The following is a 21240-nucleotide window of genomic DNA, read 5'->3' on the forward strand; positions in this document are numbered from 1 at the left end:
TAAGCGTTACTGTACTTTCATAAAGTTAGTAATGTACAAAAATATAAACGGAGGGTTGCAAAATGGCGGACGCTGGAATTTTACTTATCCGTTTGGTTATTGGCTTAACTTTTATGGGGCATGGTGCACAAAAGCTGTTTGGCTGGTTTGGCGGCTATGGACTGAAAGGCACCGGTGGATGGTTGGAGTCTATTGGTGTGAGACCGGGTGTATGGATGGCCTTTCTGGCCGGAGCAGGGGAGCTGGTGGGAGGTGCTTTGTTTGCGGCAGGCATTTTGACGTCGGTTGGTGCTGCGCTTATCGTCATCATTATGCTGGTCGCCACTTTTACTGTACATGCGAAAAACGGATACTGGGCAACCGCAAACGGGTTTGAATACAATTTGGTTTTGATTGCCATCGCGATTGGCGTAGCGCTGATCGGTCCCGGTTCTTATACCCTTTTCTAAATGATTGTTCGCTCCCGCCTATTATGGTAAGCCGTTCAACAACGAAAACCCGGAATTTAGAGTTCCGGGTTTTCATGCTGCCCAGGTGTCTCGACAGCGCTTACGGATTGTCAAGATAAAATCCGGGTTTTCTTTAGGTTCTCTAATTCCTTCTGTACCTCTTCTTCAAGAGCAGCGTCCTTCATATAGGAAGAAATGATTTGCGAATCCTGGAGCAGTCTACTGTTTGCCTCGACCTCAGCCTCCATCATCAAAATTCGTTCTTCTGCACGAGCCACCCCTTTCGTTATGGTTTCTGTACGCAAGAAAACGGATGTATTGTGCATCTGTTTCATCGATTGAGCTACGTTGAGCCTGGAGAGTAAAAGGAGCCTCTTGTGCTGCAATTCATTATATTTCTTCTTGAGTTGATTCAGCTTTTCGCATAGCGCGCCTGTCTGGTTTTTAATCGTTTCATACTGTTCTTTATACAGTGTTACTTTTTTCTCCAGGCTCAGTTTTTCCTGCAAGGCCAGCTTTGCGATGGCTTCTTCCTCCTGATCCACAGCCAGTTTCGCCTGGCGCGTCCTTTTGGCTATCATTTTCTCTGTGTTTAGTATAAGTGCCAACTGTTTCTTTTCGAGGAAAATTTGGTTTGAAAGAGCCTGCTGTCCTTTGGCAATTCCCGCCTCCATCTCCCGCACATAGTGGTTCAGCATGGTAATCGGGTCTTCTATCTGATCGAGCAGCCTGTTTATTTCAGCCGTGGTAATGTCCTTGATACGTTTAAAAATTCCCATGTTATTGTTCCTCCTTATGATTTGTTTGGTTTGCTTGCTTTTTTTCCCACTCATCTAAGAGATCTAGCTGATGGGGATTGGTGGTATAGCTGTAAAAAGAAACCGGCGCTTCTGTGATTGCATGATTGAAATGGCGTGTGCCTCTTTTTTTCAGCAGCCATCCGATTATGACAGCGATGAGCGCCAACCAGAAAACAAGGGATAAAGCAGTGCCAATGAAATAGAACATGCCCGCCGGGTGGTGTTCAGACATAAAATGGGGACGTCCATGCCCATAACCGGGATGGAATGATGGAGGACCATGATGCGCTGCATGCATGTCCGGTCCCCCCGGCATTCCCATAACCCATTGGATAGCAAGCAGAATAAAGAGGGCTGCCAGCATCCATAGTACGACTTTCCATGCTTTTGTTTTCATTATCTTTCCTCCTTTGGCTTGTCCTTTCGACAGATTTGATTATAGGAGGGAATGGTGAAAGAATGGTGAAAACCAAGGAGGCAGCGAAAAAAGAAAAAGCGCAACGGATAGCGTTACGCTTTTTGGCGCACAATCGGCATCATAACGGTAAAAGTGCTCCCTTTTTCCGGTATGCTGGAAACTTGAATCGTTCCATGATGGGCTTCTGCGATCCACTTGGCAATCGACAGACCAAGACCGGTTCCTCCCATTTGCCTGGATCTGTTTTTATCTACTCTGTAGAACCGATCAAAAATGCGGCCTTGTTCCTCAGGCGGAATGCCGATACCGGTGTCTTGAACAACGATACGCAAGGCCTGCTGTTTTTCACGCGATGCGGCGGAGAGCGTAAGGCTTACACTCCCTTCATTCGGCGTGTATTTAATGGCATTATCTAGCAGGATATAAAGCAACTGTCTTATCCTTTCATGATCGCCGTGAACCGTCAGCGTCGAAGGTGCGTGGAACTGAAGGTTGATGTTCTTGGCTTGCGCAAGGGTTTGTGCAGACCGGATCAATTGTTCCACCGGCGGGATCAAATCAAAGGTTTCATAGCGAAGAACCGGTACTCCGGAATCGGAACGCGCCAGCGTTAATAAATCACCGACCAAATGCGTCATCCGCCTGACTTCATTTTTCATATTGGATAATACGTTTTGAGAGAACCCTGACATCTGCTTGCTTTCCTCCATTTCGAGAACATCAAGAGAGGATTGCAGAATACTCAGAGGGGTCCTCAGTTCATGGGAAGCGTCCGCGACAAACTCCCGCTGCCGGTGAAAAGAATTTCGAATGGGAATCATGGCTCGCTTGGACATGAAATAGCTAAGCCCGAGCGCAATGCCCAAAAACAGGAGTCCCAATGTAACTAAAATGGCAAGCAGCCGGCGGATCAATTCATAGTAAAAGGAAATGTCTTTTCCCGTATAATAAATCCCTACCAATTGATCCCCTAGATAAATGGCTCGGCCGGTCATCATCAAATCGATAGGATGCCGCTCTTCTTCATGAGGCGGTCCTTTACGAAGAGGCCCCTCATGCGGGCCGCCGCGTCTGGGAGGATGGATGGTAATAGTCCCATAATGGATTTCGTTCGATTGGGGCATCCACCCCTGGAGGAGGCGTAAAATTTCCGGCTGGCTCCGACCAATGACCGCCTCTCCAAAAAGAATTCTTCCGCTTGGATTTATCACATAGTAAAAAAATTGATTTCCATTCTCTTGCGTTGTATTGATATTGTCCAACTCCTGCTGGCTAAGCACTCCATCTTTCAGTGCATTTTTAATTTCGAGCGTTTGTTGGTCGGCGAGGATGTGGAGCTGCTGCTCTTGTTCACGAGAGATTGTTGTGTGGACCAAAAAGTACACTATGGTAATAAACAGCGTAAGGAAAACCATAATTAACACGCTGTATTGAAAGGTGAGCCGGGTTTGTGTATGGATAAATACGTCTTTTTTCCAATGTTGAATGCGTGATAGCCAATTAAATCTCAAGTTTATATCCCACCCCGCGAATGCTTTGAATGATGTCCCTTTGACCGGCCTCATGTAATTTCTTGCGAAGCAATTTAACGGTGGCATCAATGGTTTTCATTGTTGCATCAGAATCATATCCCCAAATCCTGTCATAAATAACGTCGCGGGAGAGGACTTGTCCTTTGTTGCGAATCAACAAATCCAACAGTTGAAATTCCCGTGGTGTCAGCAAAATTTCTTTCTCTTTAGATGAGACTGTACGGTTCGTAAGGTTCACTGTAATATTCTGTATCTGCACGATTTGCTCTTGGATCGGCGCATAGTTCCGTCGGGTTAATGCACGGATTCTCGCAAGAAGTTCATCTATCTCAAACGGTTTGATCAAGTAGTCATCTGCTCCCGCATCCAATCCGATAATCCGGTCTTGAAGGGCATCTCTAGCCGTCAGCATAATGATGGCACCTGAATATCCTTCTTTTCGCAGGCGGGTGCATATGCTCACCCCTTCTTCGCCCGGCAGCATCCAGTCGAGAATGAGCAGGTCATAATGAGATTCTATAGCATAATCGTACACATCATCTCCTTGAGTAAGCCATTCTACTTTGTATCCCCCCTTTTTTTTCAAAAGGTGAGCAATGAGCTCGCCCAAGACCAGATCATCTTCAGCCAATAAAATGTTCACAGGTCCTCCTCCTTATATAGAAGCTACGGTTTTTTGTTTATTTACTTTTATGATTGTAAACGACCTTGGTGAAAAACGCGTAAAAAATCTATATTCCCCGCAAAATTTCACTGTTTTTTCACCATCCATGCCTAAAGTAGGAATTGTTTAAAACAAAAGGTCGTAGTAAGGAGCGTGTATGTATGAAAAATGCTAAAAACTTTATAGATGAGGAGACAGGATTATGAAAAAAAGACGCCAGTTACATTTGTGGATTGGATTACTTACTTCTTTCTTTATACTAATTGAAGCTATTACGGGGCTTCTTCTGTCTGAGCCGTGGCTTATCGGGATGGACAAGGGTGAAAGGCGACCGGGAATGGAGCAACGAGCGTCATTTTCAACCCGGGAAAAGGGGAGTCTCCCTTCTCAAAGCACGAATCAAAGTGAAAGCGTGCTGTCTCAGGCCGGTAAACCGGGAGCAATTTCTCCAGAAGAGGACAGGGGAGGTTTTGGTCTTATGGGTTTTATTAGAGGGCTTCACGAGGGAAGGATTGGGGGCACAAACGTTAAAATCCTGGTGGATATTACGGCGATAGGCTTAATTATTCTTACTGTAACAGGTATCACTTTATCGATTCAAATCGTAAGGGCGCAGAGTAGAAGGAAAAAAACAATCAAAGGTGTTCAAGACAAGGTGGTTTAATATTGACAAGAAACCCTGGTGGCGACTCAAATTGCAGTATAGTGCTCCCTTTCTCTTCTCTTTTACATATGATATAGAAAGAAGCTTGGATAAAGCGGGTGATAAGCGTGTCGGAGGGAAGGCGGAAGCATGGAAAGATGGGAAAATGGGAATTGTGGAATTTTTTTGCCTCTGATGAAACCATAAGACCGTATCTGCCGTCTACGGCGATGTTTTCCGAACATACACTGCGCTCCTACTTGGCAATGTATCCGCTCGTTTTTGTAAAACCGGACAACGGACGAGGGGGCAGAGGCGTTGTGAAGATTTGGCGTACGAAGGAGGGGTATACGTTTATCCGGGAGCGGGGCCGTATAGTTCGCTGCCGAACGATGGAAAGATTATATAGGAAAATAAAACAAGACCTGCAGCCCGGGAAACGATATGTGATTCAGGAAGGGGTTCGGCTGGCAAAAATCAACGGACGCCCATTCGATATTCGGTTGGCTATGATGCGCAAGAGCGGAAGGTGGGAGGCGATCGGGATGCTGGCCAAGGTAGCGGGACCAAATAGCGCGGTGACTAATATTGCACGGGGGAAGGGTTATGTAACAGGTGTACGGAATGCGCTGAAAAAAGCCCTTGGCCTTCGCGATGACGCCATCGATGTCCTGCAGGATGAAATGAAAGAAGTAGGATATAGAATTGGGGAGAAATTTGACGAATTCCGAACGTACGAGCAAATCGGACTGGATTTTGCAGTGGATAGAAACGGCAAGCTCTGGGTAATTGAGGAAAACATCGGTTCTTCCCGGTCGCTGTTCGTACGGCTAAAAGACAAATCGGTGTATAGGAAGATGCGGAGCATGAATACGGCCCGCAGACGGCGTAAGCCGCAATAGCAAAAGAAGCGTCGACCGGTTTAAAGTTGACCATTAAAACGAGGACGGCAGCCTCCCGGAATAGTTGGGGAGGCTGTAGGTTTAGGATGACATATTAAAACAGAAGCACCCTGCCTATCCTAAATTTTAGGAACACGCAGGGTGCTATCCATATCATCTACCGCCATTCGCTCCCCTCTTTATTCATGGTTGTGACCAAAACAGCGCTCACATTCATAGATAGAAGGTTCTATTTGTTCTTCGATAAAGTCGCCGCATTTACGGCACTCTTTTTCATGAGCAAGAAGTTTGGAAAGCGATAGAGAGGATTCGCTAAGATGACGGCGAATGTATTCTTATTTAGGCAGATGTAATAAACTTTTGAATATTAAATTAGCAGCATGGGGAGGGAAGGAGCATACATGCTTCGGTTTTCAGCAAATATAACAACACTGTATCCAGATGTTCCGTTTCTTGAACGGTTTGGCAAAGCACGCGCAGCAGGTTTTCGGTATGTGGAGTGTCAATTTCCCTACGCTCACAGTATTGCGGATCTTCAAGCGCAGCTGCAAGAGCATGAGCTCGAACTTGTTTTGTTTAATCTACCACCTGGCGATTGGCAGCGGGGCGAGCGAGGTCTGGCGATTGATCCGAAGCGCCGGGAGGACTTCAAAGAGAGCGTGACAACAGCGCTTCGCTATGCTACGGAGCTGGGCTGTTCACGACTTCATTGTATGGCCGGTATCCTGCCTGATGGACTTGAACATGGGGAAGCCTATGCAGTGCTGCACGATAATGTGGCATATGCGGTAGCAGAAGCGGCACAATATGGTATTACGATCCTTATCGAACCGATCAATCAAATCGACATGCCGGGATATTATATGTCATCATTGACGTTAGCCGAGCGATTCATCAGAGAATTTGATTCACCACATGTCCGTTTGCAGTTTGATTTCTATCATATTCAACGCATGCAAGGAGAATTGCTGAACAGTTATTCGAAAGTGGCTCCGCTCGTCGAACATGTCCAAATCGCCGATCATCCCGGAAGGCACCAGCCCGGAACGGGTGAGATTGATTATGTGAAAATTTTTGAGATGCTTGAAGCTACTGGATACAACGGATTCATTGGGTGTGAATACACCCCTTTTGGAGACACGGATGACAGTTTGCATTGGCTTTGGAAGTGGCAGAAAGGGGAAGAGAAATGATCGTTGGATTTATCGGGTTAGGAGTCATGGGCTCGCGTATGGTAAAGCAGATGAGAGCTTCAGGATACGAAGTCTACGTCTACAATCGTTCGGAATCGAAGCTGACATCAGCCATGGCTGCAGGAGCTATACCGTGTGTAAGCATTGCTGAGGTAGCAAGAAGAGCGGATGTTTTATGTACCTGTCTGTCCATGCCTCACGATGTAGAGATGGTATATGGAGGAGAACAGGGTGTGTTTGCCCATGCCAAAAAAGGAACGATTTGTATCGACTTTACAACTGTGGATCGGGATACAAGCATACGAATGCATAAGCTTGGTCAGCAGCACCAGGTGTACTATCTTGATGCGCCGGTGAGCGGGGGGCCAGAGGGAGTCGAAAAGGGAACGTTGACGATTATGGTAGGAGGGGAGGAGCGCATATTTACGCAGGTGCACCCTCTCCTGCAAACCATCGGCGAGAACATACAGTATTTAGGGGAAAGCGGATCGGGAAGTGTGGCCAAGCTGTTGAATCAATATCTTGTCGCTGTTCATTCCTTGGCAGCCAGCGAAGTAATGGTGGCCGGAGCGGCACTCGGCCTGGACGCCGAGCAACTTTATGATGTCTTACGTGCCAGCTACGGAGATAGCCGTATGCTGCGCAGACATATGGAAGGATTCGTGCTTGACCGGCAGTTTGCCCCCGGTGGTGCGGTGAAGTATTTGCTCAAAGATGTCCGCCTGGCCAATCAAATGCTCTTGCAAGCAAACGTGTCAGTACGTACGGGTCAAGCGGCAGAAACAGCTTTTGAAGAGGCAACAAAGCAAGGATTGGCTGAGCTTGATATGTCGGCAGTGATTCAACCGCTGGAACGGAAAGCAAATGTTATTGTGCAGCGTTCCAAATATAAATAGTGCACAAGGTCTTTCCCTCCATGAGTAATTGAGGAAAAACCTGCGAGGCGTGTGCCGACCGTTGCTTTTTTCGTGTGGACCTTAAGGGAGGGAAAGACCGGCAACGCCCGCGAGTTTTTCTTATGAATCATTTTTTTTATAACCTTGTATTGATTAAAGTATCGTATTCATCTACAATGCCTAAATTATATTCCAGTGAATGCTCACAATAATAGCACTTTTCCATATCCGTTCCTCCATTCATGTAATAAACTTGTGTTCATATGTTTTCCCTGTATATTTTTCTCAAAGCCCTTGTCCTTTATTAGGACGAATTTTGAAAAATTATTTTTTCCGTTATCAAGCTGTCTAATTAGAAAAGAAGAGAAGGGCAACGTATATGGTATAATGGTATAGTAGAAGAGGAGCAATGAAGCGTACCACTGTTTTTACTACATAGAGGGAGGAATGTTATCCATTGGAAAAAGCAAAACTTCAAGATTATTTCTTAAATCAACTACGTAGCAACAAAATCCCGGTTACTGTTTTTACAATAAATGGTGTACAAATGCGGGGGCTTATCGCTTCCTTTGATCAATATACGGTTGCTATACAGGTTGAAAACAAACAAAATATTCTCTACAAAGCAGCCATTTCCACCATTGTCCCTTTGAAGCCTGTTTCGCTAACAACGAAATAAAAAGGCCGCTTCTCCATTTAAACGTGCGAGAAAAACAAATTGTTAGCTTCCCTAGCGCATATCTTTACTTTTCTTCTTTCCGACTTCGCTCTCTTCCTTCTACCTCGCTCCACTACCAGAATGTCGGTATATCAAGTGTGATTTATATAGACAACCCATCCCCGCGGCAGTCGCCCCTCACCCAGGGCGGCTGTTTTTTATGGGCGAAAACATGCTATGAAGTGCCAAATTTTCGCCTGTTTATACCAAAAAAAAGTATACGCCTATCAATTTCGACAAGAATATACAGAAAATGATAAGAAAAATATTGGCATGCGTTTTGCCTATATTGATAGGTGTACGAAAAATCAGCAAAGAGAGGGGGAACATAGTATGGCACCTCAAGCAGCGCTCTTGGAAATTGAAGAGTTGATGAATGAGCCGGAAGTGTTGGATGAACTTATGGTAGAGGAAATGACCATTGATTGTATCTGTGGCGTCTATTAATCTACTTTTCTTAACAAAGGCTACCCGTCCAGTAATCGTGACGGAGGAGGTACAAATATGAAGTCGTTTGAAAATAAAGTTGTCATGATTACTGGAGCGGCAAGAGGACAGGGGAGAAACCATGCGGTGAAATTTGCCGAGCTCGGCGCCAAGCTTATTGTCTGTGATATTTGCGAAGATATAGAAGGGGTAACGTATTCACTGGGGACAGAAGAACAATTTTCTGTTTGTCTTGAAGAGATTACACATAAAACAAACGGACAGGTTGTAAGTGCACGCTGCGATGTACGTGATAGCACGTCTGTTACGAGGCTGGCAGAGCAAGGAATTAAGCGTTTTGGTCGAATTGATGTTCTGGTAAACAATGCGGGAGTGTGCAATATCAAACCTGCGTGGGAAATTAACGACGTTGATTGGGATGCGATGATCGGCGTGAATTTAACCGGTACATGGAATAGCTGTAAAGCCGTAATTCCTGTGATGAAAAACCAGCATTATGGCCGGATTATTAATGTCGGGTCGATCGCAGCGATGAAAGGCATCCCTAATTTAGTTCATTATACGGCCGCCAAACACGGTGTCGCAGGGCTAACGAAAGCTTTAGCCATTGATCTTGCTCCTTATGGAATTACGGTTAATTGTATTTGTCCGGGCTCTGTAGACACAGACATGCTGGCTGGACTGGCACCTGAAATCGAGGCAGATGTATATGAAGCGAAAACTTTATTTGCCAGCTATCACTTATTACCCGGACTCATTCAGCCGGAAGATACGACCGAGCTTGTAATGTGGCTCGCTTCCGATGCGTCCCGGTCGGTGACCGGAGCAGTCTGGAATATGGATAGAGGATGGGCACAGCGATAAGAAAAGGAGAATACGGCATATGAATGAACAAACAAAATATCGTTTGCGCGACGAAGTGAAAGTGAGAAAAGAAAAATTTGGCGGACTTGTTTACGACCACAAGGATGGCAAGCTTCAGTTTATTCATTCACATTTGATCATGTGTTTTTTAGAGAATGACGGAACATATTCTGTTCAGGAAATGGCAGAAAAAATCGCTCCGGGGAAAATAAAAGGAAACGCAATGGAATTTATCATGAAAAGTTTAACGGATCTTCATAAAGGAGGAGTCATACATGAAGTATGAATGGCTGCTTGAAGGACTGACGGCTCCGATTTGTGTAACATGGGAAGTGACGTTTGCTTGTAATTTAAGTTGCGAACACTGCTTGTCCGCTTCCGGAAAGCGGAAACCGGATGAGTTGACATATGAAGAAGCAAAAGCAATGATCGATGATTTGGCCGCTATGGGCGTCTGTTATATAAACATCGGAGGAGGAGAACCTCTGATGCGTCCAGATTTTCTTGAGTTAGTAGAATACGCGGGGGAAAAAGGGCTACCCGTACAATTCAGCACAAACGGTACGCTTATAACAGAGAAAATGGCTAAGAGGATTGCCGCTATCCCGCATGTCCGTGTCCAGGTTAGCATTGACGGGGCAACAGAAGAAGTCAATGACAGTATACGGGGAAAAGGAAGTTTTGCCGGCGCACTGCGGGCGGTTGAATTACTAAGCAAGGAAAACATCGAACTTTCGGTAAACATGGTAGCCACACGCAGCAATTTTGATCAGATCGAGGATTTATATCAAATTGTAAGAGGACACGGAGCAAAATTTCGCGTAGCACGTCTTCGTCCGTCCGGCCGAGGGATAGACAGCTATCATTACCTGCATTTAACGCCGGAACAAAATATACAGCTGTACCAATGGGTAAAAGCTCATCCTGATGTAACGACAGGCGACTCTTATTTTATTCTTTCCGCTTTAGGAGAACCGATTCCCGGACTGAACGTTTGCGGTGCATCACGGGCCACATGTTGTATTACACCAACAGGCAATGTATATCCATGCGCATTTCTCATCAATGATGATTGTATGGTAGGAAACATTCGCGAGAAGCCGCTTTCGCAAATGTGGATTGATACTCCTTTATTTGAAAAATTCCGCACGACAAGGGTTAAAGCATGTTTGGGCTGTCCAAGTTACAACGATTGCGGTGGTGGATGCCATGCGGTGAGCTACCATTTAACAGGCGATTTGTTTGAAAAAGACCCGGAATGTCTGATTTCTTACAGGAAGACAAAAAGAAAAGAGGTAACGGTATAAAGGTAAATTAACGTATTGCGAGGCGGGGGAACTGTGAGTATAACAAAGCAAAAACAATTGCTCGCTCCCTTAACTATAGGTTCCATAGAGATACCTAACCGTGTAGTTTTTGGGGCGCATCCGACAAACTTTGCCGAGAAAAATATACCGGGGGAAAGGCATCTGCATTATTACGAAGAAAGAGCCAGAGGCGGAGCCGGTCTTATCATTGTAGAAGAAGGATATGTGCACGAGTCTGACTTTCCTTATGAATATGCCATTCTAGCTTATAAACCGGAAGTAACGGAAGGATACAGGCAGCTCACTGATGCTGTTCATAAGTATGGTACAAAGATATTTGCACAGTTAGGTCACAGCGGGAGCCAGGCAGACAGCAGCCTGAGCCAGCGGGAACTATGGTCACCTTCCGGATTTCAGACAGATGCGGAAGTACCGAAGATTATGGAGCAGGAAGATATTCAGGCGGTAGTACGGGGATTTGTTACCTCTTCCCGGCATGTTAAGGAGGCGGGCGTTGACGGCATCGAATTAAATGGCGGGCAGCGTTCATTGATTCGTCAGTTTATGTCAGGACTAACGAATCATCGGCAGGATGAATACGGGGGAACGCTGGAAAATCGTTTGCGGTTTGTTAGAGAGATTATCGCTGCTATCCGAAAAGAAGTAGGACGTGACTTTCCAATTGGGCTGCGGGTTACTGTAGACGAATATGCACCCTGGGCAGGGATTACTCCGGAGGAGGCGGAGGAAATCGTTCACCTTCTTACGGTCGATGGAATGCTCGATTTCTTTAGCACAAGTGTAGGAAGCATCTATTCTACACATATGACAAGACCTTCTATGTATGTCTCACAGGGATTTGCGGCAGATTATACAGCCCGTATAAAAGCGGTTTCTAATCTGCCTGTAATGGGAGGCGGGCGTATTGTACATCCGGAGCAGGCTGAGTCCTTCTTAGAAGACAGGAAAATGGATTTTGTAGAAATGACGCGGGCGCAAATTGCTGATCCTGCTTTGGTAACGAAATATAAAGATAATCAGATAGGCCGTATCCGTCCCTGTATTGGATGCAATCAGGAGTGCAGCGTATATGGGAGCCTGAACAGGAAAGTAAGCTGTATTCACAATGCGGCCGCTGGATACGAGAAGGAGCTTGGCGCCAGTGTAATAAAGCCTTCGCGGAACAAGAAAAAAGTAATGGTGATTGGTGGTGGTCCTGCCGGATTGGAAGCGGCCCGTATTGCGGCTATTCGCGGTCACCATGTCAGTGTATACGATGGAGCAGGCAAGCTTGGTGGCCAGGTAAATACAGCAATGAAGGGGCCGGGACGTGAAGAGATAGCCGGAGTTGTTCGGTATTTGGAAAATGAGCTAAGGCATCTCGGTGTAGATATATATCTAAATACGTATGTAGATAAAAAGCAGGTGGTATCAGCTGCTGCTGATACGGTAATTCTTGCAACAGGGTCAGTCCACCGGCTGCCCCATGAATACGAGGGAGGAAGCTTACCCCATGTTATTACGGGCTTTGATGCCTGGAATGGGGCGGATATCGGAGACAATGTAGTTATCGTAGACGAGGTGGGGAGCTATCAGTCGACCACGCTTATCGAAAAGATAGCAAGAGAAGGCAAAAATGTAACCGCTATCACCAGTGAACTGTTCGTTGGTGTTAGCTTGGCACAAACATTGGATATTTCACTGTGGAACCAGCGGGTGTACTCGTTAGGTGTTACGATGATTCCTCGTTCACGAATTAAAAAAATTACAGAGAGGGATGTACATATTTTTGAGAGATTCAGCAAGGTAGAAAGTGTATTGCGTGAGATTGATACCGTTATTTTCTGCTTGCCTGAGCTGCCGCAGGAGAGCTTGTACTATGAAATAAAAGACAGCGTTCGGCAGGTGTTCCGGGTCGGGGATTGTGTAGCGCCCCGTGGCATCGGGATGGCAATTGTTGAAGGAAACCAGGTAGGGAGAAGAGTGTAATGAACGATTATAACTATTTATTTTCCCCTTTAAAAATTGGAAGTGTAACTGTGAAAAACCGTGTTGTATTCTCGGCTCATATGACAAACAACGGAGCGGGAGGCGTAGTCACTGACAAGCATATTGCCTACTATACGGAGCGGGCGAAGGGCGGCGCAGGTCTCATTATTACGGAGGAGCAATCCGTTCATCCGACAGACAGAGCGTATGAGAAGTTGATCGATGCGTTCGATCGCCGCGTTATCCATGGCTATAAAAAGCTAACTGACTCTGTTCATGTCTATGGAACCAAAATCTTCGCCCAGATTAATCATAATGGCAGTCAGGGGAACAGCACATACTCTCGAATGGCCGTATGGGGGCCTTCAGCAATACCAGATCCTATTTTCCGGGAAATTCCGAAGCAAATGGAAAAGGAAGATATCCGTCAGGTTGTGGAAGGATACGCGATTGTAGCAAGGCATGTCAGGGAAGGCGGTTTTGACGGCGCGGAACTTCAGGCATCGCACAGTTCGCTTATTCGGCAATTTTTATCCCCGGCTACCAATAAACGAAACGACGAGTATGGGGGTTCGCTGGAGAACCGGATGCGTTATGTAATTGAACTTATTGATGCGATCCGTGAAGCTGTCGGTAGAGATTTTACTTTGGGAATCCGGCTATGCGGCGATGAGTTAATTCCTGGTGGAATCACATTAGAGCAGACACTAGAAATTGCCAGGAAGCTAGAAGAAACAGGAAAAATAGATTATATCAATACGAGTATCGGAAACTTCCATAATCTGTTTATGGTAGAAGGTTCGATGCACGTTCCCCTCGGATACGCAACGTATATGGCTTCCGCTATCCGCAAGGTTGTAAACATTCCCGTCTTTACGGCCGGGCGTATCAATGACCCGGTGCAGGCAGAGCAGCTGTTGGCAGAGGGACATGCCGATATGATCGGTGTTGTCAGAGGCCAAATTTGTGATCCTGAATTTACAATAAAAGCCCAGCAGGGGCGGTTGAATGATATCCGTAAATGTATTGCCTGCAATCAATACTGTGTAGGGCGTATGGGGCTAAATCGGTTCCTGAGCTGTATTCAAAATCCCGGTGCGGGAAATGAAAAGCAGTATGGAATTGACACATTACAACCCTGTTCTACTCGAAAACGAGTTATGGTGGTCGGCGGTGGCCCTGCAGGACTGGAAGCGGCAAAAATCGCAGCGGAGAGAGGTCATGACGTCACAATTTATGAAAGAGAACAGACGCTTGGCGGTACTGTAGGCTTGTTTACAAAAATACCGAATCGCGCTGAATTTGGTGATCATATCCGCAACCAGTTGAACCAATTAGAGAAACTAGACGTTAGGATTAAGCTTGGCGTAGATGTTACAGCTGATCTGGTCATGCGAGAAAACCCTGATACAGTTGTAATTGCGACAGGAGGCAAGAAAGGATACCCGCCGTTTGCTGTAAGCGAAGACGCCATTCCTTTAGGTGATACGCGAGATGTTCTGCACAACAGATTGACGCTTGGTAAAAAGGTCGTACTCGTAGATTTTACAGGCGGACAGCCAGCAACGAGCGTAGCGGAGTTCCTGATTGATAACGGACATGAAGTTGAATTGTTGACAGCGGCATTGTATGCGGGTGCTGATCTCGGTCCGACGCAGGACCTTCCTCTGTGGTATGACAGGGTACTGAGCAAAGGAATTACGATTACATCTAATGTTGTTGTAAAAGACGTGGGCAAAAAAATTACAGTGTTTAATCATTATTCAGGAGCAGAATGGCAAATTGAAGCAGATTCTGTTGTGTATGCGACGATGGGAATGCCCGACAGTGATTTGTATTTTGCGCTGAAAGGAAAAGTAAAGGAATTGTATAGAATCGGCGATTGTCTTGCGCCAAGAAGAGTAGAGCAGGCCGTTCTGGACGGGCATCGAATAGGAAGAGCCATTTAAGGAGGAGTCTTCGTGAGAGATGAGATATGGGTTTTCATTGAATACCAGGATGGAGAGATGATCGAAAATTGTAAAGAGATCCTGTATGAAGCCCATCGTTTAGCACGTATAAAAGGAAAAACAGTACATGCCCTTGTAATGGGGAAGAAGGTGAAAGAAGTTTATGAGGATATCAAGCGTTATGGTGTAGTGACAATCTATAGCGTAGAACACAGCTTGCTCGCTACCTATACGACAGATGCGTATGTTGCAGCGCTGGAGAGTGTCCTTACTATGTATCGTCCGCTTCTGCTGTTCATGCCTTCGACAACCAATTGCCGGGATTTGGCGCCTAGACTAGCAGCACGTATGAAAACTGGAGTCGTAACGGATTGCGTAAAATTCACCTGGGGCAGCGACGATGTATTGTTAATGACAAAGTTCATATACAATCGAAAGGCTCATTGCACGTTTGACTCTCACACAGGTAGAACACAGCTTGCAACGGTATTACCGAAAGTTTTTCCACCGGCACTTCCTAAACAATGTGAAGAGGAAGTACCAGTATACAATGTTCCGATCCGTCTTAATTCCTCGGATATACGGACACAGGTACTGGGTGTTATCGAAGCGGAGGCAAGCTCAGTTGATCTTTCTGAAGCCGGTATGATTGTAGCTGGAGGTCGCGGGGCGAAAAGCAAAGAAGGGTTTATGCTCATTCATGAACTTGCATATGCGCTGGGAGCCTCGGTAGGTGCATCGCGTGTCGCAACCGATGAGGGGTGGGTACCGTTCGAGCGGCAAATCGGTCAAACAGGCAAAGTCGTTGCACCAAAATTATACATTGCATGCGGCATTTCGGGAGCGATTCATCACACGATGGGAATAAAGGATTCGGGAACGATTATAGCGATAAACTATGATAAGTCAGCCGCCATTTTTGGATTATCTGATATAGGTCTTGTAGGCGATATGCATGAAGTGATTCCGTTATTAATACAAAAAATCCAAAAGTATAAAGAAGAACAGAAAACAGTGGCACAGCAAAGAGAGGTGGCGGAAATCAGGTGAGTACTAATAAATTTGATGTGATTGTTGTAGGCGCGGGTCCGGCAGGTGTAGCTGCCGCATTCCAGCTGGCACGGGCAGGAGTGGATGTAGCTATCGTTGAGAGAGGGGAATTCCCCGGCTCAAAAAATATGTTCGGAGGAGCTTTTTATGGGCGTGTTCTGCATGAATTAATTCCAAATTTCTGGGAGGAAGCTCCAATTGAAAGAGTTGTAACAAAACGCCTCCTGACACTCATGTCTTCACGGGCTTCTGTCGCAATTGAATTAAATAGCCGTAGATATGCACAGCCCCCCTATAACGGATTTACGATTCTCCGTCCTAAATTCGATAACTGGTTTGCCCAAAAAGCAGTGGAACAAGGAGCAACGTTGATTCCTGCCACAACGGTAGACAGTCTTCTGTATGAAGGAAAAAAAGTTGCCGGTGTGAGAACAAGACGTGAGCATGGGGATTTATATGCAAACATCGTCATTGCAGCCGATGGTGTCAATTCGTTTCTGGCAAGGCAGGCAGGGCTGCGTAAAGATTTCTCTTTGCATCATCTCGTTGTCGGTGTAAAAGAAGTGCTCAAATTACCTTCAGAGGTAATAGAGGAACGTTTTAAGCTCGGACACCAGGAGGGGATGGCCAATGAGTTTGTCGGGGGAATACCGGTTAAAGGTGGCGGCTTTCTTTATACAAACAAAAATACGATTTCTATCGGCGTTGTCGCAGAACTTGCTGCATTAAAAGAGAAAAAAATACAGGTCGTTCAAGTGTTGGAAGATTTTAAAAATCATCCTACTGTAAAAGAAATGATTCGGGATGGCGTTCCTGTTGAATACGGCGGACACCTTATTCCGGAAGCCGGATTTAATATGATGCCTGAATTATATACAGATGGAATGCTGGTAGTGGGCGATGCGGCAGGAATGGTTTTTGCAACAGGGCTTGCTTTAGAAGGAATGAATTATGCTATGGCCGGCGGGATTGCGGCAGCGAAAGCGGCTTTGCGTGCTTTGCGGGCAGAAAATTATTCAGCAGGACAGCTTAGCTGCTATAAAACCCTGTTAGAAGAAAGCTTTGTGCTGCGAGATTTGAAGGAATTCAGACATGCTTCTTCTTTTGTGCAAAATCCAAGAATTCATGATACGTATGCAGCCGGCGTTACAGAGCTCATGGAAAAACTATTTACTTCAGACGGACAGCCGCGCCAGAAAATCATGAAAATGGCAAAAAGTCAATTCGGCTCAAAAGTCAGTCTCTTGGATATAGTAAAAGACGGATGGAGCGGTGGAAGAGGTTTATTATGGTAGGAGGGAAAGCATATGAAAGTAACCTGGTCTGATGTAGATAATAAGCTTTCACTTGTCCGGACACGTATACATCGTACAGCCCATATTGTTGTTGATAGCTCTAAATGTGAGGTATGTCCGCATGAAGCATGTGTATACGGCTGTCCCGCAACCTGCTACCGGGTAATCGATGGCAAAGTAAAATTCGCCTACGATGGGTGTGTAGAGTGTGGAACGTGTGATGTGATGTGTGATCAGGGAGCGGTAACCTGGACGTATCCGCCGGGCGGGTTTGGTGTGCTTTACCGTCTATTGTGAAAGGAGAATACGTATGCAAATCGCGGTATGCCTAAAGCTCATACCAGATATGGATGTGCCAGAAGTTGTTAATGCGGCCACCGGAATGCTGGACGAAGATTTTATTATAAATAGAATGGATCCGGGAAGCATAGCTGCGCTGGAAATGGCACTCCGCTTTAAAAACAAATACGATGCATTTCTGACGGTTATTATGATCGCACCGGAAGACGCGGATTATTATTTGAAGGAAGTAAAAGCGCTAGGAGCGGAGCGTGTCTGCCGGATTTGGCATGAGAATCTGGAGATGACTGATACACATGGAAAAGCGCTCGTTCTTTCCTCATTTCTCCAGGAGATAAACCCTGCTGTTGTATTTTTTGGAAGCTGCTCCGGTGATACAGGAAACAGGCAACTGCCTGCTTTCGTTGCCGAAATGCTGGACATGCCGCAGGTAACCGGGGTAGCGGCCGACATTAAATACACAGGCAATCATCTCATCGCCTTTCGTCGTCTGGAAAAAGGAGCGAGGGAAAAAATAAAGGTGCAAATCCCGGCTGTTATTTCGGTAGGTATGGAAAGCAGCGGAATGCCATATGCGTCGCTCAACCACTATGTGGAAGCGCTTGCCTATCAAATAGAAGAGATTCCCCTGCATGAATTAGGAATAGCAGAAGATGAAATATCAAGCTGGAACGTACGGACTCGCCTTGTTAGCATTACTCCTCCTAGTCCGGTTCCACAAGCCATTTTTACCCCGGATTCCAATCTTGATCCACTTGATCGTATTCGTGCGATTGTGTCGGGGGGGCTGGAGCAGAAAAAAGGAATGATGATTGAGGGAGATGCTGAGAAATTGGCGGAAGAAGCATTTCAATTTTTAAAGGGAAAAGGCTTTGTTTGATACAGGTGGAGGAAAAGATATGAAATATTCCTGGAGCTATCGTTTGCATACGGGAATGAATCTGATGAAAGATGAGCGGGGCGGTGTGCTTTTATCAGATCATCCCCTTGGTGTTATACGGATAAATGATACTGCTTACCGATTGCTGTATGATTGCGCAAATTCTCTTACATTGGATGAAATCATTGAAAAATATCCAGGTATTGAAAAGGGAAAAATTGTTCAGTTTCTTGATTCGTTCGCCAAAAGAGGGATACTTAGCCGTATTTATACAGGAGATAGCATTGAAGAATACACTCCGTTTGTATCCATCGTAATTCCTGTACGCAATAGACCCGCTGATATAAGAAGGTGCATTGAATCGGTTTTATGCTGCCATTATCCCCGTGATCGCTTCGAAATTATTGTGATCGATGACTTTTCTACAGACAATGAAACGAAGGAAGCGATTAAGGAATATGATGTTCGCCTGATTGAAATGGAGCAAAATGTAGGGCAATCATGCTGCCGGAATATCGGTGTTAGGGAGGCGAAAGGAGAAGTGATCGCTTTTACAGACAGCGATTGTGTAGTAAGTCATAATTGGCTGCGGCTTCTCACGCAGCCGTTTGTAGATGAGAACATAGCTATTGTAGGAGGCGGGGTTGATTCCTATAGCTCGAAAAAAGCGCTGGATCGTTATGAGGAGGTTCGTTCGCCGCTGCATATGGGAGAGCGAGGCGGGGAGATCGGTCCCGGAAAACTGATTCCGTATATTCCTACATGTAATGTATTTATCAGGCGAAGCGCCTTTTTACAAGTCGGCGGTTTTAAAGAAGAAATGCGTGTAGGGGAAGATGTGGACCTCATATGGCGTGTGTTACAGCAGGGAAACAAAGGCTGGTACATACCGGAAGGGAGGATTCTGCATCGTCACCGTAATCGAATGTCTGAATTTATAGTACGACGGGCGCAGTATGCAGCTTCTGAAGCATTGCTGGAAAAGAACTTTTCATTTAATCGGAAAAAGATGTTCATAAGTTCATGGAACATGATAAATGGCAGCATACTTCTGTCAGGAATATTTCTATATAATTTTTTGAATTATCACAATTCGATTCATTCCTTTTTAACCATTTTCACTTTTTGTTTGGTTCTCCTTTTATGCAGCTTTGTATGCGAAATGCTAGTAAAAAAATCAAGAATAAAAGCGCTTGGATTTACGCTTCCGGCAGATAAAATCGCGCGTTCTCTCTGGCGTTCGCACCTTGCGTTTGCAGGACATTTTACGGCTGTACTTTCACGTTATTATTCTCTGTTTCTGTTAGCGCTGAGTATCATTTTTCCGTTGATGTTTGTTTTCTGGGCTGTTGTTTATGTATTATCGGCCTATTTTGAATACGTTACCAAAAAGCCGGAACTTTCATTTCCTGTATTTATATTGATTTACATTGTTGAGATGCTGGCCTATCAGTGCGGGGTTCTACGGGGATGCTGCAAAGAGCGTAATCTAACTCCGCTTTTTCATCAGATTACAATTATCTAGCAATTTTTCTATGAAAGGAGGTGATGCCCCTCTATATTATCCAGCAAGGCCCTTTGATTTTATAAAAATTTATAAGGAGGAGAATTGTTATGTCATTTAATGTTAACCACACTGAATTCCCGTTGAAGATGTATCATCCTACCCCTGGAGCACTGATCGGTTGGGGTGCTTACCGGATGGCCGGTGAAGAAGCGAAAAAACTAGGCATTAAACATGCCCTCATTGTTACATCTGGACTGCGCGGTACAGGAATCATTGATGAAATTACCGGTGTTTTAAAGCATGTAGGAATTGAAGTCACAGTGTATGATGGCGTAACATCGAACCCGAAAGATCATGAAGTACATGCAGCTCACAAATTGTATAAACAGGCGCAGTGTGATGGCATTATTTCGGTCGGGGGCGGCTCTTCTCATGACTGCGCGAAAGCAGTTCGTATCGTTGAAGCGCATGACGGACAGTCAATTCGTGAGTTTAACGGAATGAATACATGTCAGAAGCCGATACTTATCCCGCAGCTTGCGATTACTACAACAGCGGGAACCGGCTCGGAAACAAGCTGGGCTTCTGTTATTACAGATACTGAGAAATTATATAAAATGGTTATTTTCGACCCGACCATTATTACTTCCCGTGCAATTGTTGACCCGGCATTGATGAGAACGATGCCGCCGAAATTGACAGCATGGACAGGAATGGACGCATTAACACACGCGGTAGAAGCGTATGTATCCCGTCTTGGGGTTATTACATCACAGGGTCTGGCTATTCATGCGATTAAGTTAATTAACGAAGGACTTCGCCAGGCATATGCGAACCCGGACAATGCAGAAGCGCGTGAAAAACAAGCATGGGCTCAATATACGGCAGGTATGGCTTTCAACAGTGCAGGTCTTGGAATCACGCACTCCATTGCACACTGCCTTGGCGCTTTGTTTGATTCACCGCACGGTCAGTGTAACGCGATTGCGATGGTTCCGGTAGCCCGTTATAACATGGTTGCATGTCCGGAACGTTATGCTGATATCGCCCGTGCGATGGGGGTTGACACAACAGGCATGACGGTTATGCAGGCAGCTGAGAGCGCAGTTGAAGCGCTTGATACTCTGCGTAAAGAAATCGGCATTACGGAAAACTTCAGCTCACTTGGACTGCAAGAACACCATCTGCCGCGCTTCTCGGAAGTTGTATTTAACGATGTCTGCACAGGAGGCAATCCAAGGATCGTAACGACAGATGCAATTCAGCAGATCTTTAGAGAGTGTATGGACCCTGCGGTAGAAGTAGAAGCAGAAGTACTGGCGTAAGAGCATACAGCCAGAAAAGGGGGAGGGGGAGTTCGTGCCCCCTTTTTCTTCTCTACATCTTAGTTTTTCTTTCTTATCATTTTCCTGTTTTTCTCAAAAAAAGAGGGAGGAA

22 protein-coding genes are annotated in these 21240 nt (G+C 45.6%); 18 read left to right on the forward strand and 4 right to left on the reverse strand.

What is annotated here, in order from left to right; genetic code table 11:
* The first annotated feature begins 62 nt into the window (after nt 1-62).
* A complete protein-coding gene (locus ADA01nite_RS05010; protein WP_146808859.1) occupies nt 63-449 on the forward strand; it encodes a DoxX family protein in 387 nt (128 codons plus the stop codon).
* A gap of 110 nt (nt 450-559) precedes the next feature.
* Here ADA01nite_RS05010 and ADA01nite_RS05015 read toward each other — a convergent pair whose 3' ends face one another.
* From ADA01nite_RS05015 to ADA01nite_RS05030, 4 genes are all read right to left on the reverse strand, one after another.
* Complete coding sequence (locus ADA01nite_RS05015; RefSeq protein ID WP_146808860.1) at nt 560-1228, reverse strand: PspA/IM30 family protein; 669 nt, start codon at nt 1226-1228, stop codon at nt 560-562.
* A 1-nt stretch (nt 1229) separates the two neighbouring features.
* Nucleotides 1230-1646 (reverse strand): hypothetical protein, encoded by a 417-nt coding sequence (locus tag ADA01nite_RS05020; protein ID WP_146808861.1) that lies wholly within the window; start codon nt 1644-1646, stop codon nt 1230-1232.
* 113 nt (nt 1647-1759) lie between these two features.
* Complete coding sequence (locus ADA01nite_RS05025) at nt 1760-3178, reverse strand: sensor histidine kinase (RefSeq protein ID WP_246147225.1); 1419 nt, start codon at nt 3176-3178, stop codon at nt 1760-1762.
* Nucleotides 3168-3842: a response regulator transcription factor gene (locus tag ADA01nite_RS05030; protein ID WP_146808863.1), complete on the reverse strand. Its 675-nt coding sequence runs from the start codon at nt 3840-3842 to the stop codon at nt 3168-3170. The genes ADA01nite_RS05025 and ADA01nite_RS05030 overlap by 11 nt, the downstream gene beginning before the upstream one ends.
* A 223-nt stretch (nt 3843-4065) precedes the next feature.
* On the opposite strand from ADA01nite_RS05030, the gene ADA01nite_RS05035 reads away from it, so the two are divergent.
* The 17 genes from ADA01nite_RS05035 to ADA01nite_RS05115 all read left to right on the forward strand — a co-directional run bounded on the left by ADA01nite_RS05035 (nt 4066) and on the right by ADA01nite_RS05115 (nt 21128).
* Nucleotides 4066-4527, forward strand: a complete 462-nt coding sequence (locus tag ADA01nite_RS05035) for a PepSY-associated TM helix domain-containing protein (protein WP_146808864.1) — start codon at nt 4066-4068, stop codon at nt 4525-4527.
* Nucleotides 4528-4664: 137 nt separating this feature from the next.
* Nucleotides 4665-5408, forward strand: a complete 744-nt coding sequence (locus tag ADA01nite_RS05040) for a YheC/YheD family protein (RefSeq protein WP_146808865.1) — start codon at nt 4665-4667, stop codon at nt 5406-5408.
* A gap of 401 nt (nt 5409-5809) precedes the next feature.
* Nucleotides 5810-6601 (forward strand): hydroxypyruvate isomerase family protein, encoded by a 792-nt coding sequence (locus ADA01nite_RS05045; protein WP_146808866.1) that lies wholly within the window; start codon nt 5810-5812, stop codon nt 6599-6601.
* Nucleotides 6598-7497 (forward strand): NAD(P)-dependent oxidoreductase, encoded by a 900-nt coding sequence (locus tag ADA01nite_RS05050; protein ID WP_146808867.1) that lies wholly within the window; start codon nt 6598-6600, stop codon nt 7495-7497. The genes ADA01nite_RS05045 and ADA01nite_RS05050 overlap by 4 nt, the downstream gene beginning before the upstream one ends.
* A 457-nt stretch (nt 7498-7954) precedes the next feature.
* Nucleotides 7955-8176: an RNA chaperone Hfq gene (gene hfq / locus ADA01nite_RS05055; RefSeq protein ID WP_146808868.1), complete on the forward strand. Its 222-nt coding sequence runs from the start codon at nt 7955-7957 to the stop codon at nt 8174-8176.
* A 372-nt stretch (nt 8177-8548) separates the two neighbouring features.
* Nucleotides 8549-8662 (forward strand): mycofactocin precursor MftA, encoded by a 114-nt coding sequence (mftA, locus tag ADA01nite_RS05060; protein WP_146808869.1) that lies wholly within the window; start codon nt 8549-8551, stop codon nt 8660-8662.
* A gap of 57 nt (nt 8663-8719) precedes the next feature.
* A complete protein-coding gene (locus ADA01nite_RS05065; protein WP_146808870.1) occupies nt 8720-9526 on the forward strand; it encodes a mycofactocin-coupled SDR family oxidoreductase in 807 nt (268 codons plus the stop codon).
* A 19-nt stretch (nt 9527-9545) separates the two neighbouring features.
* Nucleotides 9546-9812, forward strand: a complete 267-nt coding sequence (mftB, locus tag ADA01nite_RS05070) for a mycofactocin biosynthesis chaperone MftB (protein WP_146808871.1) — start codon at nt 9546-9548, stop codon at nt 9810-9812.
* Entirely contained in the window at nt 9802-10833 is a 1032-nt protein-coding gene (mftC, locus tag ADA01nite_RS05075) for a mycofactocin radical SAM maturase (protein WP_146808872.1), read from the forward strand. The genes mftB and mftC overlap by 11 nt, the downstream gene beginning before the upstream one ends.
* Before the next feature lie 33 nt (nt 10834-10866).
* Nucleotides 10867-12822, forward strand: a complete 1956-nt coding sequence (locus tag ADA01nite_RS05080; protein ID WP_146808873.1) for an oxidoreductase — start codon at nt 10867-10869, stop codon at nt 12820-12822.
* Complete coding sequence (locus ADA01nite_RS05085) at nt 12822-14771, forward strand: mycofactocin system FadH/OYE family oxidoreductase 2 (RefSeq protein ID WP_146808874.1); 1950 nt, start codon at nt 12822-12824, stop codon at nt 14769-14771. Before ADA01nite_RS05080 ends, ADA01nite_RS05085 begins: the two co-directional genes overlap by 1 nt.
* A 12-nt stretch (nt 14772-14783) precedes the next feature.
* Nucleotides 14784-15821: an electron transfer flavoprotein subunit alpha/FixB family protein gene (locus ADA01nite_RS05090; RefSeq protein ID WP_146808875.1), complete on the forward strand. Its 1038-nt coding sequence runs from the start codon at nt 14784-14786 to the stop codon at nt 15819-15821.
* Nucleotides 15818-17116 carry an FAD-dependent oxidoreductase gene (locus ADA01nite_RS05095; RefSeq protein ID WP_146808876.1) on the forward strand — a complete coding sequence of 433 codons (1299 nt, stop codon included), beginning with the start codon at nt 15818-15820 and terminating at the stop codon, nt 17114-17116. Before ADA01nite_RS05090 ends, ADA01nite_RS05095 begins: the two co-directional genes overlap by 4 nt.
* Nucleotides 17117-17128: 12 nt before the next feature.
* The gene (locus ADA01nite_RS05100; RefSeq protein ID WP_146808877.1) at nt 17129-17413 is read left to right on the forward strand and encodes a ferredoxin family protein; all 285 of its coding nucleotides are present in this window, start codon (nt 17129-17131) and stop codon (nt 17411-17413) included.
* 13 nt (nt 17414-17426) lie between these two features.
* Nucleotides 17427-18296 (forward strand): electron transfer flavoprotein subunit beta/FixA family protein, encoded by an 870-nt coding sequence (locus ADA01nite_RS05105; protein WP_146808878.1) that lies wholly within the window; start codon nt 17427-17429, stop codon nt 18294-18296.
* A gap of 19 nt (nt 18297-18315) precedes the next feature.
* The gene (mftF, locus tag ADA01nite_RS05110) at nt 18316-19821 is read left to right on the forward strand and encodes a mycofactocin biosynthesis glycosyltransferase MftF (RefSeq protein WP_146808879.1); all 1506 of its coding nucleotides are present in this window, start codon (nt 18316-18318) and stop codon (nt 19819-19821) included.
* Between the two features lie 89 nt (nt 19822-19910).
* A complete protein-coding gene (locus ADA01nite_RS05115) occupies nt 19911-21128 on the forward strand; it encodes an iron-containing alcohol dehydrogenase family protein (protein ID WP_146808880.1) in 1218 nt (405 codons plus the stop codon).
* The last annotated feature ends 112 nt before the right edge of the window (nt 21129-21240 follow it).

It is taken from the genome of Aneurinibacillus danicus (assembly GCF_007991215.1).
In the GTDB taxonomy this organism is placed as follows: Bacteria; Bacillota; Bacilli; order Aneurinibacillales; family Aneurinibacillaceae; genus Aneurinibacillus; species Aneurinibacillus danicus.

Excerpts from the sequence above, each read along its gene's own strand:
- ADA01nite_RS05010 (WP_146808859.1), top strand. The coding sequence starts at position 63 with ATGGCGGACGCTGGAATTTTACTTATCCGTTTGGTTATTGGCTTAACT.
- ADA01nite_RS05015 (WP_146808860.1), bottom strand. The coding sequence starts at position 1,228 with ATGGGAATTTTTAAACGTATCAAGGACATTACCACGGCTGAAATAAAC.
- ADA01nite_RS05020 (WP_146808861.1), bottom strand. The coding sequence starts at position 1,646 with ATGAAAACAAAAGCATGGAAAGTCGTACTATGGATGCTGGCAGCCCTC.
- ADA01nite_RS05035 (WP_146808864.1), top strand. The coding sequence starts at position 4,066 with ATGAAAAAAAGACGCCAGTTACATTTGTGGATTGGATTACTTACTTCT.
- ADA01nite_RS05040 (WP_146808865.1), top strand. The coding sequence starts at position 4,665 with ATGGGAAAATGGGAATTGTGGAATTTTTTTGCCTCTGATGAAACCATA.
- ADA01nite_RS05045 (WP_146808866.1), top strand. The coding sequence starts at position 5,810 with ATGCTTCGGTTTTCAGCAAATATAACAACACTGTATCCAGATGTTCCG.
- ADA01nite_RS05050 (WP_146808867.1), top strand. The coding sequence starts at position 6,598 with ATGATCGTTGGATTTATCGGGTTAGGAGTCATGGGCTCGCGTATGGTA.
- mftA (WP_146808869.1), top strand. The coding sequence starts at position 8,549 with ATGGCACCTCAAGCAGCGCTCTTGGAAATTGAAGAGTTGATGAATGAG.
- ADA01nite_RS05065 (WP_146808870.1), top strand. The coding sequence starts at position 8,720 with ATGAAGTCGTTTGAAAATAAAGTTGTCATGATTACTGGAGCGGCAAGA.
- mftB (WP_146808871.1), top strand. The coding sequence starts at position 9,546 with ATGAATGAACAAACAAAATATCGTTTGCGCGACGAAGTGAAAGTGAGA.
- mftC (WP_146808872.1), top strand. The coding sequence starts at position 9,802 with ATGAAGTATGAATGGCTGCTTGAAGGACTGACGGCTCCGATTTGTGTA.
- ADA01nite_RS05085 (WP_146808874.1), top strand. The coding sequence starts at position 12,822 with ATGAACGATTATAACTATTTATTTTCCCCTTTAAAAATTGGAAGTGTA.
- ADA01nite_RS05100 (WP_146808877.1), top strand. The coding sequence starts at position 17,129 with ATGAAAGTAACCTGGTCTGATGTAGATAATAAGCTTTCACTTGTCCGG.
- ADA01nite_RS05105 (WP_146808878.1), top strand. The coding sequence starts at position 17,427 with ATGCAAATCGCGGTATGCCTAAAGCTCATACCAGATATGGATGTGCCA.
- mftF (WP_146808879.1), top strand. The coding sequence starts at position 18,316 with ATGAAATATTCCTGGAGCTATCGTTTGCATACGGGAATGAATCTGATG.
- ADA01nite_RS05115 (WP_146808880.1), top strand. The coding sequence starts at position 19,911 with ATGTCATTTAATGTTAACCACACTGAATTCCCGTTGAAGATGTATCAT.